18 protein-coding genes are annotated in these 16,934 nt (G+C 60.0%); 10 read left to right on the top strand and 8 right to left on the bottom strand.

The window, feature by feature from the left end:
- The first annotated feature begins 15 nt into the window (after nt 1-15).
- The 4 genes from folE to IHQ43_RS04770 all read left to right on the top strand — a co-directional run bounded on the left by folE (nt 16) and on the right by IHQ43_RS04770 (nt 1,644).
- Nucleotides 16-576 carry a GTP cyclohydrolase I FolE gene (gene folE, locus IHQ43_RS04785; protein ID WP_007957209.1) on the top strand — a complete coding sequence of 187 codons (561 nt, stop codon included), beginning with the start codon at nt 16-18 and terminating at the stop codon, nt 574-576.
- Nucleotides 577-948, top strand: a complete 372-nt coding sequence (gene folX, locus IHQ43_RS04780) for a dihydroneopterin triphosphate 2'-epimerase (protein ID WP_090281808.1) — start codon at nt 577-579, stop codon at nt 946-948.
- 68 nt (nt 949-1,016) lie between these two features.
- Nucleotides 1,017-1,313: a DUF1244 domain-containing protein gene (locus IHQ43_RS04775; RefSeq protein ID WP_192563551.1), complete on the top strand. Its 297-nt coding sequence runs from the start codon at nt 1,017-1,019 to the stop codon at nt 1,311-1,313.
- On the top strand, nt 1,306-1,644 hold the full coding sequence (locus IHQ43_RS04770; protein ID WP_192563550.1) for a HopJ type III effector protein: 339 nt from the start codon (nt 1,306-1,308) through the stop codon (nt 1,642-1,644). The genes IHQ43_RS04775 and IHQ43_RS04770 overlap by 8 nt, the downstream gene beginning before the upstream one ends.
- 185 nt (nt 1,645-1,829) lie before the next feature.
- Here IHQ43_RS04770 and trxB read toward each other — a convergent pair whose 3' ends face one another.
- Complete coding sequence (gene trxB, locus IHQ43_RS04765) at nt 1,830-2,792, bottom strand: thioredoxin-disulfide reductase (protein ID WP_007957204.1); 963 nt, start codon at nt 2,790-2,792, stop codon at nt 1,830-1,832.
- A gap of 310 nt (nt 2,793-3,102) precedes the next feature.
- Here trxB and cysZ point away from each other — a divergent pair, with 310 nt between their 5' ends.
- On the top strand, nt 3,103-3,834 hold the full coding sequence (gene cysZ, locus IHQ43_RS04760) for a sulfate transporter CysZ (RefSeq protein ID WP_192563549.1): 732 nt from the start codon (nt 3,103-3,105) through the stop codon (nt 3,832-3,834).
- Nucleotides 3,835-3,859: 25 nt separating this feature from the next.
- Here the strand turns inward: cysZ and IHQ43_RS04755 are convergent, their stop codons facing one another.
- The gene (locus IHQ43_RS04755; protein ID WP_192563548.1) at nt 3,860-4,723 is read right to left on the bottom strand and encodes a DUF5677 domain-containing protein; all 864 of its coding nucleotides are present in this window, start codon (nt 4,721-4,723) and stop codon (nt 3,860-3,862) included.
- Between the two features lie 86 nt (nt 4,724-4,809).
- Between IHQ43_RS04755 and IHQ43_RS04750 the strand changes: the two genes are divergently transcribed.
- Nucleotides 4,810-6,030 (top strand): glycosyltransferase family 4 protein, encoded by a 1,221-nt coding sequence (locus tag IHQ43_RS04750; RefSeq protein WP_192563547.1) that lies wholly within the window; start codon nt 4,810-4,812, stop codon nt 6,028-6,030.
- On the opposite strand, the gene IHQ43_RS04745 is transcribed toward IHQ43_RS04750, so the two are convergent.
- The 3 genes from IHQ43_RS04745 to IHQ43_RS04735 all read right to left on the bottom strand — a co-directional run bounded on the left by IHQ43_RS04745 (nt 5,999) and on the right by IHQ43_RS04735 (nt 8,349).
- Entirely contained in the window at nt 5,999-7,102 is a 1,104-nt protein-coding gene (locus IHQ43_RS04745; RefSeq protein WP_192563546.1) for an NADH:flavin oxidoreductase, read from the bottom strand. The genes IHQ43_RS04750 and IHQ43_RS04745 overlap by 32 nt on opposite strands.
- A gap of 156 nt (nt 7,103-7,258) precedes the next feature.
- A complete protein-coding gene (locus IHQ43_RS04740; RefSeq protein ID WP_007959082.1) occupies nt 7,259-7,741 on the bottom strand; it encodes a glutathione peroxidase in 483 nt (160 codons plus the stop codon).
- A 122-nt stretch (nt 7,742-7,863) separates the two neighbouring features.
- The gene (locus IHQ43_RS04735; protein ID WP_085698479.1) at nt 7,864-8,349 is read right to left on the bottom strand and encodes an FKBP-type peptidyl-prolyl cis-trans isomerase; all 486 of its coding nucleotides are present in this window, start codon (nt 8,347-8,349) and stop codon (nt 7,864-7,866) included.
- On the opposite strand from IHQ43_RS04735, the gene IHQ43_RS04730 reads away from it, so the two are divergent.
- From IHQ43_RS04730 to IHQ43_RS04720, 3 genes are read left to right on the top strand one after another with little or no spacing between them, the layout of a single operon-like run.
- The gene (locus IHQ43_RS04730; RefSeq protein WP_230735472.1) at nt 8,318-8,656 is read left to right on the top strand and encodes a DUF3565 domain-containing protein; all 339 of its coding nucleotides are present in this window, start codon (nt 8,318-8,320) and stop codon (nt 8,654-8,656) included. The two genes, IHQ43_RS04735 and IHQ43_RS04730, sit on opposite strands and share 32 nt — an antisense overlap.
- A gap of 60 nt (nt 8,657-8,716) precedes the next feature.
- Complete coding sequence (pta, locus tag IHQ43_RS04725; RefSeq protein ID WP_192563545.1) at nt 8,717-10,816, top strand: phosphate acetyltransferase; 2,100 nt, start codon at nt 8,717-8,719, stop codon at nt 10,814-10,816.
- Nucleotides 10,817-10,820: 4 nt separating this feature from the next.
- Nucleotides 10,821-11,726, top strand: a complete 906-nt coding sequence (locus IHQ43_RS04720) for an acyltransferase (RefSeq protein ID WP_192563544.1) — start codon at nt 10,821-10,823, stop codon at nt 11,724-11,726.
- A 198-nt stretch (nt 11,727-11,924) separates the two neighbouring features.
- On the opposite strand, the gene cysN is transcribed toward IHQ43_RS04720, so the two are convergent.
- From cysN to IHQ43_RS04705, 3 genes are all read right to left on the bottom strand, one after another.
- Entirely contained in the window at nt 11,925-13,823 is a 1,899-nt protein-coding gene (gene cysN / locus IHQ43_RS04715) for a sulfate adenylyltransferase subunit CysN (protein WP_192563543.1), read from the bottom strand.
- Nucleotides 13,824-13,832: 9 nt separating this feature from the next.
- Complete coding sequence (gene cysD, locus IHQ43_RS04710; RefSeq protein ID WP_007912374.1) at nt 13,833-14,750, bottom strand: sulfate adenylyltransferase subunit CysD; 918 nt, start codon at nt 14,748-14,750, stop codon at nt 13,833-13,835.
- Nucleotides 14,751-14,899: 149 nt separating this feature from the next.
- The gene (locus IHQ43_RS04705; protein ID WP_192563542.1) at nt 14,900-15,658 is read right to left on the bottom strand and encodes a Nif3-like dinuclear metal center hexameric protein; all 759 of its coding nucleotides are present in this window, start codon (nt 15,656-15,658) and stop codon (nt 14,900-14,902) included.
- Nucleotides 15,659-15,761: 103 nt separating this feature from the next.
- On the opposite strand from IHQ43_RS04705, the gene algW reads away from it, so the two are divergent.
- Entirely contained in the window at nt 15,762-16,919 is a 1,158-nt protein-coding gene (gene algW / locus IHQ43_RS04700; RefSeq protein WP_192563541.1) for a Do family serine endopeptidase AlgW, read from the top strand.
- Nucleotides 16,920-16,934 lie beyond the last annotated feature (15 nt).

Below are 16,934 nucleotides of genomic sequence, written 5' to 3'. Positions count from 1 at the left end.
CCGCGAGGATGCTCCATGACCCGTTCCCTGCCCGAGAATTACCGCGAGATCCTGATCGGTCTCGGTGAAAACCCTGACCGCGAAGGACTGCTCGACACACCGGTGCGGGCAGCCAAGGCCATGCAGTATCTGTGTCACGGCTACGAACAAAGCGTCGACGAAATCGTCAATGGCGCGCTGTTTGCCTCCGACACCGACGAGATGATCATCGTCGCCGACATCGAGCTCTATTCGTTGTGCGAACATCACCTGCTGCCCTTCATCGGCAAGGCCCATGTGGCTTATATTCCGACGGGCAAGGTGCTGGGGTTGTCGAAGATCGCACGGCTGGTGGACATGTTCGCCCGCCGCCTGCAGATCCAGGAAAACCTCACCCGCCAGATCGCCGAGGCGGTCCAGCAAGTCACCGATGCCGCCGGTGTCGCGGTGGTCATCGAAGCCCGGCACATGTGCATGATGATGCGCGGTGTCGAGAAACAGAATTCGACCATGAACACCTCGGTCATGCTCGGCGCCTTCCGCGAGTCGAGCAACACCCGTCAGGAGTTCCTGCAATTGATTGGACGGAGCAAGTAAATGCCACAACTTCAACCGGGAATGGCGCGCATCCGGGTCAAGGATCTGCGCCTGCGCACCTTTATCGGGATCAACGAGGACGAAATCCTCAACAAGCAGGATGTGCTGATCAACCTGACCATCCTGTACGCCGCGCAGGAAGCGGTGCGTGACAACGACATCGACCACGCGCTGAACTACCGCACCATCACCAAGGCGATCATCGCCCATGTGGAAGGCAACCGCTTCGCGCTGCTCGAACGCCTGACCCAGGAACTGCTGGATCTGGTGATGACCAACGAATCGGTGCTGTACGCCGAAGTCGAAGTCGACAAGCCGCATGCGTTGCGTTTTGCCGAGTCGGTGTCGATCACCCTCGCCGCCAGCCGCTGAACGTGTCTGGCGCTCCGGGCGTCAGACTTTTATCATCCGCGCCACGATTTGACTGCACAGAGCCCATCATGACCGAGCAACAACGCCTCGAACTCGAAGCCGCCGCCTTCCGCCGGCTGGTCGCCCACCTGGACAGCCGCAAGGACGTGCAGAACATCGACCTGATGAACCTCGCCGGGTTCTGCCGCAACTGCCTGTCCAAGTGGTACAAGGCCGAGGCCGACGAGCGCCGGATCGAGGTCAGCCTCGACGATGCCCGTGAAGTGGTTTACGGCATGCCGTACGCCGACTGGAAAGCCCAATATCAGCAAGAAGCCAGCGCCGAACAACAAGCGGCGTTCGCCAAAGGAAAAACCCATGAGTGACCTGAACACCCTGCGTGCCCGCCTCAAGAGCGGCGAACACGTTTTTGCCGACACCTTGTCCTTCATCGCCACCGGTTACGACTACCAGCCTCAGGCGTTCAACAACGGCGGCGTGGAAAACGCGGCCGGGCAGAACGAAGGTTCGTGCAAGACATTGGGTCTGGCGCTGCTGGAAGGCTTGAGCGATGAAGAAGCGCTGCTGGCGTTCGGCGAGCACTATCGTTCGGTCGTGGCAACGCCTGAAGGCAGCGATCACGGCAATATCCGTGCGCTGATCCAGCACGGTCTGGCCGGCGTGAAGTTCACCGCGCAGCCCCTGACCCGTCGGTAAATTCCGAAACAACACTATCCCTGTGGGAGCGAGCTTGCTCGCGATAGCGGAGTTTCAGTCAATACATGAGTTGAATGTGAAGCCGTCATCGCGAGCAAGCTCGCTCCCACAGAGAACAGTATTTACCGCAAAGTAGCGGGCACAAAAAAACCGGCCAATAGGCCGGTTTTTTTGTGCCTGCGTTCTTAGAACGAAACGTTCTGCAGATCGTCCAGGTAACGCTCGGTGTCCAGTGCCGCCATGCAGCCGGCGCCGGCCGAGGTGATGGCCTGACGGTAAACGTGGTCGGCCACGTCGCCGGCAGCAAAGATGCCTTCGACGCTGGTCGCGGTGGCGTTACCTTCGCGGCCGCCCTGAACCACGAGGTAGCCGTCCTTCAGCTCCAGCTGACCTTCGAACAGCGAGGTGTTCGGAGTATGGCCGATCGCGATGAACACGCCGTCGACCTTGATCTCGTCGAAGCTGCCGTCGTTGTTCTTCAGGCGCGCACCGGTCACGCCCATGTTGTCGCCCAGCACTTCGTCCAGGGTCGCGTTCAGTTTCAGCTCGATCTTGCCTTCGGCCACTCGGGCGTTGAGCTTGTCGATCAGGATCTTCTCGGCGCGGAAGGTTTCGCGACGGTGGATCAGGGTGACCTTGCTGGCGATGTTGGCCAGGTACAGCGCTTCTTCGACAGCGGTGTTGCCGCCACCGACCACAGCCACCGGCTTGTTGCGATAGAAGAAACCGTCGCAGGTCGCGCAGGCCGAAACGCCTTTGCCCATGAACGCTTCTTCCGACGGCAGGCCCAGGTAACGAGCGCTGGCGCCGGTGGCGATGATCAGCGCGTCGCAGGTGTAGGTGCCGCTGTCGCCGGTCAGGCTGTATGGCTTGGAAGCGAAGTCCACAGCGTTGATGTGATCGAACACGATCTCGGTTTCAAAACGCTCGGCGTGCTCGCGCATGCGCTCCATCAGCACCGGGCCGGTCAGACCGTGGACGTCACCCGGCCAGTTGTCGACTTCGGTGGTGGTGGTCAGTTGACCGCCGGCCTGCATGCCGGTGATCAGCAGCGGCTTGAGGTTGGCACGGGCAGCGTAGACGGCAGCGCTGTAACCGGCAGGGCCGGAACCGAGGATGATCACTCGCGAATGACGGACTTCAGACATGAACCTGCTCCTGTTGACCGGCCAAGACACCTGGCCGGACGCCGGACTGCCGGCGGGAATAAAAAAGGACTGTGGATAACCTTGGGGAAGGCGTGAGCTCGACAGTCCTGTAAAAAGTTGGGTGCAGCGTATCGAGGGGGGCAAGATTAAGGAAATACGGTTTAACAATCCAGCTCATAGGTGGTCTCTATGCCGACACACTGACGAGATGGACGTCTTTGTTACAGTGAATGTCGATCCCGCTGCCGCGCTTTCACAGGTTCTGCAAAGTCGGTAAGGTCGGCGCGTTTTCCCTTGCTCGGAGCACCTTATGCCCGCCCCTGTTCTGTCCGGCCCGCAATACCTGCGCGAAGGCCTCAAACTGGTCTTGAGCCCGGGCCTGCGCCTGTTCGTGCTGCTGCCGCTGGCCATCAACCTGGTGCTGTTCGTCGGATTGATCTATCTGGCCGGCCACCAGTTCAGCCTGTGGGTCGACACGTTGATGCCGTCGCTGCCCGAATGGCTGAGTTTCCTCAGTTACATCCTGTGGCCACTGTTCGTGGTGCTGGTGGCGTTGATGGTGTTCTTCACCTTCACCATGCTGGCCAACGTCATCGCCGCGCCATTCAACGGTTTCCTCGCGGAGAAAGTCGAAGTGGTGGTGCGCGGCACCGACGACTTCCCGGCCTTCAGCTGGGGCGAACTGATCGCCATGATCCCGCGCACCCTCGCCCGGGAAATGCGCAAGCTCGGTTACTTCCTGCCCCGGGCGATCGGCCTGTTCATTCTCTCGTTCATCCCGGTGGTGAACATCGTCGCCGCGCCGCTGTGGTTGCTGTTCGGGGTGTGGGTGATGGCGATCCAGTACATCGACTACCCGGCGGACAACCACAAACTGGGCTGGAACGAGATGCTCGCCTGGCTGCGACAGAAGCGCTGGCAGAGCATGAGCTTCGGCGGGATCGTCTATCTGGTGTTGCTGATTCCGGTGGTGAACATCCTGATGATGCCGGCGGCCGTGGCTGGCGCGACCCTGTTCTGGGTGCGTGAGCGCCGGAATTGATCCCTACTCGGTGACGATGGCATCTTCAGGTGAAAGGACCTCGATCTTCAATGAGGTCCTCGTGATGCTGACTTAAAAGTGCCTCAATTTCCTCACGGGCTTGAACAATCCTTTCCGCGGCAACTTCATCCTCCATTTTTACCGCCAGCGCGACTATTGCCAAGTTAAAGAAATAAACGGCGGACATGGAGAGAAACACAGCAAAGGACATCCGCTCCACTTCACTGGCTTCATTCATATCCACTTCCCGCGGCAACCCTGGATGATTATTCAGATAAATATTAAAAATATCTTCGGACAACGAATGAACAGAATTTGAACCCGACGCATAAATTGTGCGATAGCTCCCCTCCAGCCCGACACTCTTGAAAAGATCGAAAATTTTCACAGGCCATCCCGGTATGTGTTCCAAGCCGGGATTAATAATAAATAACTTCTGATAAAACCGGCAGGTTTCTGCTTTTTGCGACGCTATCGCCTCTCCCGTCTCGTCACCTTGATCTGCAGCCAGGCGTTGCCACTGCGAGCTCGCCTTCTCGGTGCGCTCTAAATAGGATTTTATGAAGGAAATCCCTCTTTCCTTGGTATTTTCACTCAGCAGGTAAATTAAATTTACCGAATGTTCAATCGCCACCCTTGAAAGGGCTTCAGCGGTAGAGTACGCGTGGGACTTGAGCGCATACAACGTTACATCCACATTCTGATAAACGCTATGCAGCGTGAAGCTCAGCATAACCTTTGGAATATAGCTCAGCAAATCAGAGCTACCAAAATCCAAATCATCGAGAACCTTTCGAGTATCTTTCAAACATTTCGAAATAGCGACGTCATGCTCTTTGTGCTTTTGATTCCTCTGCATGAACTCTTCAATTTTATTACTTTGCGACATACATCCTCTGTTATCAGTAGCAATACCATCTGAACTGCAATACCTACACCTTCATAAATTTAACATAGAGCTGTCACACCGACGACATGGCCTCAGCCGACACTGAGGTCATGACGACAGCTCTACATATCACCCTCATCAGCGAAACCTTCCCACCGGAAATCAACGGCGTGGCCAATACCCTTGGCCGCTTGTGCGACGGTTTGCGCGCACGCGGGCATCGGGTGGAACTGGTGCGACCGCGCCAGGCCGACGATCCGCAGCGCAGTGAAGATGACTCGTTGTTGCTGTGTCGAGGCTGGCCGTTGCCAGGGTATCCGGGGTTGCAATGGGGTCAGTCGTCGATGCACAAGCTGCTGCGACGCTGGACGCGCCAGCGCCCGGACGTGCTCTATATCGCCACCGAAGGTCCGCTCGGGTTGTCGGCACTGCGCGCGGCACGGCGTCTGGGGATTGCCGTAGTCAGCGGTTTTCATACCAATTTCCAGCAATACACCCACCAGTACGGATTGGGTTTGCTGACGCGCTTGCTCACTCATTATCTGCGCTGGTTCCACAATCGTTCGGCCATGACCCTGGTGCCGAGCTTCAGCCAGCGACTGGAGCTGGAGCGTCGGCACTTCGAACGCCTGGCGCTGCTGTCGCGAGGTGTCGACAGTCAGTTGTTTCACCCGGCCAAACGCCTGAATGCCTTGCGTGAGCAATGGGGTCTTGGCGAGCAGGACATTGCTGTGATTCACGTAGGACGCCTGGCGCCGGAGAAGAACCTCGGCCTGCTCAAGCGCAGTTTCGAAAAGCTCGCCGGCACTTATCCACAGCGCAATCTGAAGCTGATCGTGGTCGGCGACGGGCCGCAACGAATGGCACTGGAAAAGGAACTGCCCGAGGCGATTTTCTGCGGCTCGCAACGGGGCGAAGCGCTGGCGGCGCACTATGCGTCGGGGGATGTGTTTCTGTTTCCGAGCCTGACTGAAACCTTTGGCAACGTCGTGCTGGAAGCGCTGGCCTCGGGCCTTGGGGTGGTGGCTTACGATCAGGCCGCTGCGGCCCAGCATATTCGCCATGGTTACAACGGCGTGCTGGCGATGCCCGGGGATGAAGAGGCGTTCTGCGAGGCAGCGGCATGGCTGCTGGAAGAGGATGAAAGGTTGCGCTGCGTACGCCTGAACGCACGCCAACACGCCAGCCGCCAGGGTTGGGCGGCCATCGTCGAACAGTTTGAAAATCATTTGATGGGGGCTTGCCGCGACCTGCGCGACAAGCCGCCCACGACGATCAAACCAGCGTCATCAACGCCTCACGGCTGAACGGCAGAATGTCCTGCTCGCGGCCTTCGCGCACTTTCTGCGCCCAGTCCGGATCGACCAGCAACGCACGCCCTACCGCCACCAGATCGAACTCGTCGTTGTTCAGACGCTCAAGCAGTTTTTCCAGACTGGCCGGTTGCGCGACCTTGTCAGTGTTGACCATGAACTGCAGGAACTCGCCATCGAGGCCGACGCTGCCGACGGTGATGGTCGGCTTACCGGTCAGCTTGCGTGTCCAGCCGGCCAGGTTCAGTTCGGAACCGTCGAATTCCGGCTCCCAGAAACGACGCGTCGAGCAGTGGAAAATGTCCACGCCAGCGTCGGACAACGGCTTGAGGAATTCACCCAGCGCTTCGGCGGTTTGCACCAGACGCGCGGTGTAGTCCTGCTGTTTCCACTGCGAGAAACGGAAGATAATCGGGAAGCCCTCGCCCACCGCCGTACGCACAGCCTGAATCAGCTCGATGGCGAAACGCGAACGGTTGGCCAGGCTGCCACCGTATTCGTCGGTGCGCTGGTTGCTGCCTTCCCAGAAGAACTGGTCGATCAGGTAACCGTGGGCGCCGTGGATTTCCACGCCATCCATGCCGATGCTCTGGGCATCTTTCGCCGCTTGGGCGAAGGCTGCGATCACGTCCTGGATGTCCTGTTTGGTCATACCGTGCACCACGACCTGACCGTCCTTGAGTTTTTCCGACGGACCATACCCCGGTACGCTTGCGTCCGGTTCGGTGCCCAGACGGCGCACATTGCCGACGTGCCACAGTTGCGGAACGATCTTGCCGCCTTCGGCGTGCACCGCGTCCACGACTTTCTTCCAGCCAGCCAACGCGGCTTCACCGTAGAAGTGCGGCACGTTTGGATAACCGTTGGAAGCCTGGTGGCCGACGGTGGTGCCTTCGGTGATGATCAGGCCGACACCCGCCGCTGCGCGACGACGGTAGTACTCGATCACTTTGGAATTGGGTACGCCGCCCGGGGAGAACGAACGGGTCATGGGCGCCATGACCACGCGGGTCGGCAGTTCGAGGGCACCGAGCTGAAACGGTTTGAACAGGGCTTGCACGGGCATGGGAGGCTCCACGAAAAATTGATCGACGGGCATGCGATTCATATGACGGCGATAATATGCGGAGTTTCAAACGGCCGGTAGCACTATTGATCTGAATGATTAAGGGTCAAAAGGCAGGCGAAAAAATCGCAGCTCGAGGGCTGCGATTTTCGTGTTTCAGCTCAGGGCTTTTTCAATCGCCGTAATCACCGAAGGATCATCCGGCGCCGTGCGCGGCGAGAACCGCGCCAGTACCCGACCGTCCTTGCCGAGCAGGAATTTCTCGAAATTCCAGGTGATGTCACCGGGAAACTCCGCGCCCTCGCCCGCCAGCAGACGGTACAGCTGATGACGGTCGTGACCGTTGACTTCGAGCTTTTTCGACAACGGAAAACTCACGCCATAGTTGAGACTGCAGAATTCCTGAATCTCCTGCTCACTGCCCGGTTCCTGACCGGCAAACTGGTTGCACGGCAGGCCCAGCACACTGAAGCCTTTGCCTTTGTATTGCTGATAAAGGTTTTCCAGCGCCGCGTACTGTGGGGTCAAGCCGCATTTGGAGGCGACGTTGACCACCAGCACGACTTGGCCCTTGAAGGGTGCCAGCGGTAGCTCCTGACCATCCAGGGCTGTCAACTTAAGGTCGTGAAAAGCACTCATGACGAACTCCAGATTCCCGTGTTCTACTCGAAACAGCCACTTGGCGAGGCCACCAAGGACAGCCGCGGACTAAAAAGGCGCCCTCGGGCGCCTCTCCAGTTCTCTGAGCTTAGCGCAGAAAATCAGTGGTGATGGCCACCTTCGCCATGGACGTGACCATGAGCGATTTCTTCCTGGCTGGCGTCACGGATGGCAACGACCTTCACTTTGAAGTTCAGGCGCTGACCGGCCAGCGGGTGGTTGCCGTCGACGGTGACGTCGTCGCCGTCCAGATCACGGATGGTGACGATCTGCATCTGGCCGTCCGGCGCCGAAGCGTGGAACTGCATGCCGACTTCCAGCTCGTCAACGCCTTCGAACATGCTGCGGCTCAGGGTGCTGACCAGTTCGGCGGCGTATTCGCCGTAGGCATCTTCCGGCTCGACGGAAACTTCCAGCTCGTTGCCGACTTCTTTACCTTCCAGGGCTTTTTCCAGGCCCGGGATGATGTTGCCTGCGCCATGCAGGTAGACCAGCGGAGCGCCGCCGGCGGAGCTGTCGATGACCTCACCAGCGTCGTTGGTCAGGGTATAGTCGATGGAGACAGCCTTATTGGCGGCGATCAGCATGGGGCGAGACCTTTTGCATAAGAATGAAGAACGGACAAGTCTAAACAAGGATTTGCCCGAAAGCGAACAGAACCCGGACAGACGGGACGGATTGGCGCCCGTGACCGTCACCGGATTCCATCAGGACGAGGACGGCCACTGGGTCGCCGAGCTGTCCTGCGGCCACACGCAGCATCTGCGCCACCTCCCGCCCTGGCAGTCCCGGGCATGGGTCCTGGACGCCGCGCAACGTATTGAAAAAATAGGCCAACCCTTTGCTTGCGGTTGGTGCGCACAAGGCTCGGTTAGCGATAACCTTGGCGACTGAATTTCGGCAGATCGGCACACAGAGACGATCGCCATTGCCATGCACCCTTAGAGAATCCGCATGCAAACTTTTTTTATCGCGCCCACCGACTTTGGTGTGGGTCTGACCTCCATCAGCCTCGGGCTGGTGCGTACGCTGGAGCGGGCCGGGCTGAAAGTCGGTTTCTTCAAACCGATTGCCCAGCCGCATCCGGGCGACACCGGCCCTGAGCGTTCCACTGAACTGGTGGCCCGCACCCACGGCCTGAAGCCGCCGCAGCCATTGGGCCTGGCCCACGTCGAGCGGATGCTCGGCGACGGTCAGCTTGACGAGTTACTCGAAGAAATCATCACCCTCTACCAGCAGGCCGCCATCGGCAAAGACGTGCTGGTCGTTGAAGGTATGGTGCCGACCCGCAGCGCCAGCTATGCCGCGCGGGTCAACCTGCACCTGGCCAAGAGCCTGGATGCCGAGGTGATACTGGTCTCGGCCCCGGAAAACGAAGTGCTGACCGAACTGTCCGGCCGCGTCGAGTTGCAGGCGCAATTGTTCGGGGGGCCGAAAGACCCGAAAGTCCTCGGCGTGATTCTCAACAAGGTCAAGACCGACGAGAGCATGGACGCCTTCGCCGCGCGTCTGAAAGAGCATTCGCCATTGCTGCGCAGCGGTGACTTCCGTCTGCTCGGCTGCATTCCGTTCCAGCCGGAACTCAACGCCCCGCGCACCCGCGACGTCGCCGACCTGATGGGCGCCCAGGTGCTCAACGCCGGCGACTACGAAACCCGGCGCATGACCAAAACCATCATTTGCGCGCGCACCATGCGCAACACCGTGGATCTGCTCAAGCCTGGCGTACTGGTGGTGACCCCCGGCGATCGTGACGACATCATCCTCGCCGTCAGCCTCGCAGCCATCAACGGCGTACCGCTGGCCGGCCTGCTGCTGACCAGCGACACCTTGCCGGACCCGCGCATCATGGACCTGTGCCGTGGTGCGCTGCAGGCCGGTCTGCCGGTACTGTCGGTGAGCACCGGTTCCTACGACACCGCCAACCTGCTCAACGGCTTGAACAAGGAAATTCCCGTCGATGACCGCGAACGCGCGGAGATCATCACCGACTTCGTCGCCAGCCACTTGGATGCCAAATGGCTGCACCAGCGTTGCGGCACACCACGGGAAATGCGCCTGTCGCCGGCGGTGTTCCGTTATCAATTGATTCAACGCGCCCAAGCCGCCAACAAACGTATCGTCCTGCCCGAAGGCAGTGAGCCGTTCACCGTGCAGGCGGCGGCGATCTGTCAGGAGCGCGGGATCGCCCGTTGCGTGCTGCTGGCCAAACCGGCAGACGTCGAAGCCGTGGCTCGGGCCCAGGGCATCGTGTTGCCACCGGGGCTGGAAATCCTCGATCCGGACCTGATTCGCGAGCGTTACGTCGAACCGATGGTCGCCCTGCGCAAGAGCAAAAGCCTCAACGCGCCGATGGCCGAACAGCAACTGGAAGACACCGTGGTGATCGGCACCATGATGCTGGCGCTCGATGAGGTGGACGGTCTGGTGTCCGGCGTCATCAACACCACCGCCAACACCATCCGCCCGGCCTTGCAACTGATCAAGACGGCACCGGGCTGCACGCTGGTGTCGTCGGTGTTTTTCATGCTGTTCCCCGAGGAAGTGCTGGTCTACGGCGACTGCGTGATGAACCCGCATCCGAGCGCCAGCGAACTGGCCGAGATCGCCCTGCAAAGCGCCGACTCGGCCGCCGCGTTCGGCATCACTCCGCGCGTGGCGATGATCAGCTACTCCAGCGGCGAATCGGCCACCGGCGAAGAAGTCGAGAAAGTCCGCGAGGCCACCCTGCTCGCCCACGAACAACAACACTCGCTGCTGATCGACGGGCCGTTGCAGTACGACGCTGCTGCCAACGAAACCGTGGCCCGGCAACTGGCGCCGAACAGCCAGGTGGCCGGTCGCGCCACGGTGTTCGTGTTCCCCGACCTGAACACCGGCAACACCACGCACAAAGCCGTGCAGCGCAGCGCCGATTGCGTCAGCCTCGGCCCGATGCTGCAAGGCCTGCGCAAACCGGTGAACGATCTGCCGCGCGGCGCGCAGGTCGACGACATCGTCTACACCATCGCCCTGACCGCGATTCAGGCTGCCAACCGACCTCTGGATATCTGACCCGATGCTGGCTTTTCTACCTGCCCCTCTGCGCGGCGTGATCGCGGCGCTGTTGCTGGCGCTGAACACCATTCTGCTGTGCTCGTTCCTGTTTCTCGTGGCGCTGATCAAAGTGCTGCCGCTCGACCTCGCACGCCGTGCCTCGCGCTGGCTGATGAGCCACACCCACGAAGCCTGGATCAGCAACAACAAGGGCTGGATGAACCTGGTGCGCCGCACCCGCTGGCACCTCAGCGGTCTGCAAGGCCTGGACTATCAACACTCATACCTGATCACCAGCAACCACCAGAGCTGGGTTGACATTCTGGTGCTGCAATACGTGCTCAACCGCCGCATTCAGCCGCTGAAGTTCTTCCTCAAGCAGGAACTGATCTGGGTGCCGGTGATCGGTCTGGCGTGGTGGACCCTGGGCTTTCCGTTCATGAAGCGCTATTCGAAAGCGTACCTGGAAAAGCACCCGGAAAAGAAAGGCAAGGACCTGGAAACCACCCGCAAGACCTGCGCGAAATTCCGCGACAACCCGGTAGGCATCTTCAACTTCGTCGAAGGCACACGCTTCACCGAAGGCAAGCATGCGCAGCAACAATCACCGTTCAAATACCTGCTCAAGCCCAAGGCCGGCGGCATTGCGTTCGTGCTGGATGCGATGGGCGAACAGCTGGAATCGATCGTCAACGTGACCATCCACTACCCCGGCGGGCGCCCTGGTTTCTGGCATCTGCTGTGCGGCAATGTGCGGGACGTAGTGGTGCACTTTGAAGAATTGAAGATCCCGCCGCAGTTCATCGGCAAGAACTACGACCAGGACGGCGAATACCGCCTGCAATTCCAGGGCTGGATCAATCAGCTGTGGCAGGACAAGGATGCGCTGCTTGCGCAGATGCACCGCGAGTATCCGGATCGCCGCTAAGTGATCGTCCACACGTCGAGGCACTGATCGTTCCCACGCTCTGCGTGGGAATGTAGCCCGGGACGCTCTGCGTCCCTGCCGAAGCGGACGCGGAGCGTCCAATGAGGCATTCCCACGCAGAGAGTGGGAACGATCACAGCCCAATAAAAAACCCGCCGATGATCACTCATCGGCGGGTTTTTCACTTCTGCTCAGCGCTTAGATCGCGCCACGCTTGCGCAGCAGATCCAGCACTTGCTTGACGCTTTCATCCAGCGACAGCGACTGGGTGTCGACCACCAGATCGGCGTCCAGCGGCACATCGTACGGGAAGGACTCGCCCGGAATGTTGTCGCCACCGGCAGCGTACAGACCTTGCGGATCACGCTCGGCGCACACGGTCGGCGAAGCCTGGACATAGACCGTCAGCAAACGCTCCTTACCAATCAGTTCCTTGGCCTGCTCACGGCCTTCGGCACTCGGCGCCACGAACGCAGCAAGCGTCAGCAGGCCGGCTTCGTTGAACTGACGAGCCACGTGCGCGGCACGACGCCAGTTTTCGGTGCGGCCGGCACGATCCTGCGGCAGACCTTTGTTGAGATCGTGACGCAGGTTCTGACCGTCGAGTACAAACACCGCACGACCAAGGTCGAACAGCTTGCGCTCGACCGCATAGGCCAGCGTGCTCTTACCAGCGCCCGACAGGCCGCTGAACAGTACGGTGGCCGGTTGCTGGCCGAAACGCTGAGCGCGTTCTTCGGTCGCTACATGGGCCTGCTTACCGTGGTGCGTAGCCGTGCCATGGGTCACCGGCTGAGCGACGATCATGCCGGCGCCGACGGTGCCGTTGGTCAAACGGTCGATGACGATGAACGCGCCGGTGGTGCGGTTGCTGTCGTAACCGTCGAGGGCGATCGGCGCGTCGAGCGCAATCTTCACCTTGCCGATTTCGTTGAGCTGCAACGCGCTCGCCGGGCCCTCTTCGAGCGTGTTGACGTCGACCTTGTTGACGATGCTGGCAATGGAGCCCGGCACGTAACTGGTGGCGCGTTTAATGTCGTATTTCTTGCCCGGCAGCATCGGCTCTTCAGCCATCCACACCAGCATCGCTTCGAAGCTGTCGGTGACCGGCGGAACGTTGTCGGCGTGAACCAGCAGGTCGCCACGGGAGATGTCGATTTCGTCTTCCATGGTCAGCGTCACCGCCTGACCCGGGCCTGCGTGTTCCAGTTCACCTTCGAAGGTGACGATGGATTTCACGCGGCTGCTCTTGCCCGACGGCAGGACCACGACTTCGTCGCCCTTCTTGACGATGCCGCTGGCCAGAGTGCCGGCGAAACCGCGGAAGTTCAGGTTCGGACGGTTGACGTACTGCACCGGGAAACGCAGATCGGTGAAGTTGCGATCGCCCGCCACTTCCACGGTCTCGAGAATTTCCATCAGCGACTGGCCGGTGTACCACGGCGAGCGCTCGGACTTGTTCACCACATTGTCGCCCTTCAGAGCGGACATCGGCACGAAGTGCATGCTCGTCGGCTTCATTTTCAAGCCTTCGGCGAACTTCAGGTAGTCGGCCTTGATCGACTCGAACACGCCCTGATCGAAGCCCTTGAGGTCCATCTTGTTGATGGCGACAACGATATGCTTGATGCCCAGCAACGAGGCGATGAAGCTGTGGCGACGGGTCTGGGTCTGTACGCCGTAACGGGCGTCGACCAGGATGATCGCCAGGTCACAGGTGGACGCACCCGTGGCCATGTTGCGGGTGTACTGCTCATGGCCGGGGGTGTCGGCGATGATGAATTTGCGCTTGGCGGTGGAGAAATAGCGGTAGGCGACATCGATGGTGATGCCCTGCTCACGCTCGGCCTGCAGACCGTCGACCAGCAATGCCAGGTCGATGTCGTCACCGGTGGTGCCGACTTTTTTCGAATCGCGGGTGATGGCTTCGAGGTGATCTTCGTAGATCATCTTCGAGTCGTGCAGCAGGCGCCCGATCAGGGTGCTCTTGCCGTCATCGACATTACCGCAGGTCAGAAAGCGCAGCAGCTCTTTACGTTCGTGCTGGCCCAGGTAGGCGAGGATGTCCTCGCTGATCAAATCAGATGCGTGCGACATGACAACCCCTTAGAAATAACCCTGACGTTTCTTGTCTTCCATCGAGCCTGCGCCATCGTGGTCGATGACCCGGCCCTGGCGCTCGGAAGTTCGCGTCAGGAGCATTTCCTGAATGATGTCCGTCAGGCTTTCGGCCTCGGACTCCACCGCGCCCGTCAACGGGTAGCAGCCAAGGGTACGGAAACGCACTTTCTTTTTGACGATGCGCGCTTTGTCTTCATCAGACAGGTGCTCGAGGATGCGCTCGTCGTCGATCATGATCAGCGTGCCGTTCTTCTCGATCACTTCGCGTTCGGCGGCGAAGTACAGCGGCACGATCGGGATGCCCTCGAGGTAGATGTACTGCCAGATGTCCAGCTCGGTCCAGTTCGACAACGGGAACACACGAATGGATTCGCCCTTGTTGACCTTGCCGTTGTAGACGTTCCACAGCTCGGGACGCTGATTCTTCGGGTCCCAGCGGTGTTTGCTGTCGCGGAACGAGTAGACGCGCTCCTTGGCGCGGGACTTCTCTTCATCGCGACGGGCACCACCGAAAGCTGCGTCGAAACCATGCTTGTCGAGTGCCTGCTTCAGGCCCTCGGTCTTCATGATGTCGGTGTGCTTGGCGCTGCCGTGGGTGAACGGGTTGATGTTCTGCGCCACGCCATCGGGGTTGATGTGAGTGATGAGGTCCAGGCCAAGCTCTTCGACCATCTTGTCGCGGAACTTGTACATTTCCTGGAATTTCCAGCGGGTGTCGACGTGCATCACCGGAAACGGCAGTTTGCCCGGGAAGAACGCCTTGCGTGCCAGATGCAGCATCACGGCGGAGTCTTTACCGATGGAGTACAGCATCACCGGGTTGTCGAACTCGGCGGCCACCTCGCGGATGATGTGGATGCTTTCCGCCTCCAGCTGTTTCAGATGCGTCAGTTTGTCGACCATGGCTACTCACGAAAGCTTTCTTATGAACGGCCAGCGGGCCGTGTTCGAGCGGGGAATCCTAGCACAGCGCCCCCTTCTAATCAGGACGCCAACTAGATCGAAAGGGTATATGAATATGCCTGCCCGTTCGGGTTCTCTTGAAGGAAAAGTCAGATCGGATTCGGGCAGTCGATGAAGATATGCTCCAGGGCAAAGCGCTTCGCCAGATAGTCACCCAGCGCCTGCACACCATAGCGTTCGGTGGCATGGTGACCGGCGGCGATGAAGCTGATGTCGTTTTCCCGGGCGCTGTGGAACGTCTGCTCGGAGGCTTCGCCACTGAGGAACAGATCGACACCGGCCGCGATCGCATTGTCGATGTAACCCTGACCGCCACCGGTGCACCAGCCAACCCGACGGATCATCGCGCTGCCTTCGACCAGCAGCGGTTCACGACCCATGACCTCCTGCACCTTGCGGGCGAAGTCACGCGGGGTCATCGGTTCGCTCAGGGAACCGACCAGACCGACGATCTTCAGATTATCCGGATCCAGCGGCCCTTCGACGGTGATATCCAACTGACGGGCCAGTTGCACGTTGTTGCCGACGTCCGGGTGCAGATCCAGCGGCAGGTGATAACCGAGCAGACTGATATCGTGCTTGAGCAGCGTCTTCAATCGGCGCTGCTTCATCCCGGTAATGCACGGGTTCTCGCCCTTCCAGAAATAACCGTGATGCACCAGCACCAGATCGGCGTCGGCCTCGACGGCGGCATCGAGCAACGCCTGACTGGCGGTAACGCCACTGACGATGCGCATCACCTGCGGACGGCCCTCGACCTGCAGGCCGTTGGGGCAATAATCGGCAATTTTCGCACTGCCGAGGTAACGGTCGGCTTCTTCGACCAGGGTACTGAGGGCAACGGCCATGAAAGACTCCTGAAAATCCCGTTCAGAGGCGCGCGCGGCCTCGTATAATGCGCGACATTATGGGCGGTCTGACCCCGCCTGCAACTTTTCCAGGACGTGCTTAATGCTCAAGGCGCTGCGTTTTTTCGGCTGGCCGTTGTTGGCCGGCGTGCTTATCGCTCTGTTGATTATTCAGCGTTACCCGCAGTGGGTCGGGCTTCCGAGCCTCGACGTCAACCTGCAACAGGCCCCGCAAACCACCAGTGTGCAGCAGGGGCCGGTGTCCTATGCCGACGCGGTGACCATCGCCGCGCCGTCGGTGGTCAACCTCTACACCACCAAAGTCATCAACAAGCCGAGCCATCCGCTGTTCGAGGATCCGCAGTTCCGCCGTTTCTTCGGGGACAATTCGCCGAAGCAGAAGCGCATGGAATCGAGCCTCGGCTCCGGCGTGATCATGAGCCCGGAAGGCTACATCCTGACCAACAACCACGTCACCAGCGGTGCCGACCAGATCGTCGTGGCGCTCAAGGACGGTCGTGAAACACTGGCGCGGGTGATCGGCAGCGACCCGGAAACCGACCTCGCCGTCCTGAAGATCGACCTGAAAACCCTGCCGTCGATCACCGTCGGCCGCTCCGACAACATCCGCATCGGCGACGTCGCACTGGCCATCGGCAACCCGTTCGGCGTCGGCCAGACCGTGACCATGGGCATCATCAGCGCCACCGGCCGCAACCAGTTGGGCCTGAACAACTACGAAGACTTCATCCAGACCGACGCGGCGATCAACCCGGGCAACTCCGGTGGTGCGCTGGTCGACGCCAACGGCAACCTGACCGGCATCAACACCGCGATCTTCTCCAAGTCCGGCGGCTCCCAGGGCATCGGTTTTGCGATCCCGGTAAAACTGGCGATGGAAGTCATGAAGTCGATCATCGAGCACGGACAAGTCATTCGTGGCTGGCTGGGGATTGAAGTGCAACCGCTGACCCAGGAACTGGCCGAGTCGTTTGGCCTGTCCGGCCGTCCGGGGATCGTGGTGGCGGGCATTTTCCGCGACGGCCCGGCACAGAAAGCCGGCCTGCAACTGGGTGACGTGATTCTGAGCATCGACGGCGAACCGGCCGGTGATGGTCGCAAGTCGATGAACCAGGTGGCGCGGATCAAGCCGACCGACAAGGTCACGATTCAGGTCATGCGCAATGGCAAGGAGTTGAAGCTGACGGCTGAGATTGGTCTGCGTCCACCACCCGCGCCGATGAAAGAAAAAGAAGAATAAAACTTCGTTCGCGCC

Origin of the sequence: Pseudomonas gozinkensis (assembly GCF_014863585.1) — a bacterium.
GTDB lineage: Bacteria > Pseudomonadota > Gammaproteobacteria > Pseudomonadales > Pseudomonadaceae > Aquipseudomonas > Aquipseudomonas gozinkensis.
This window is presented reverse-complemented; position numbering and strand designations above follow the sequence as displayed.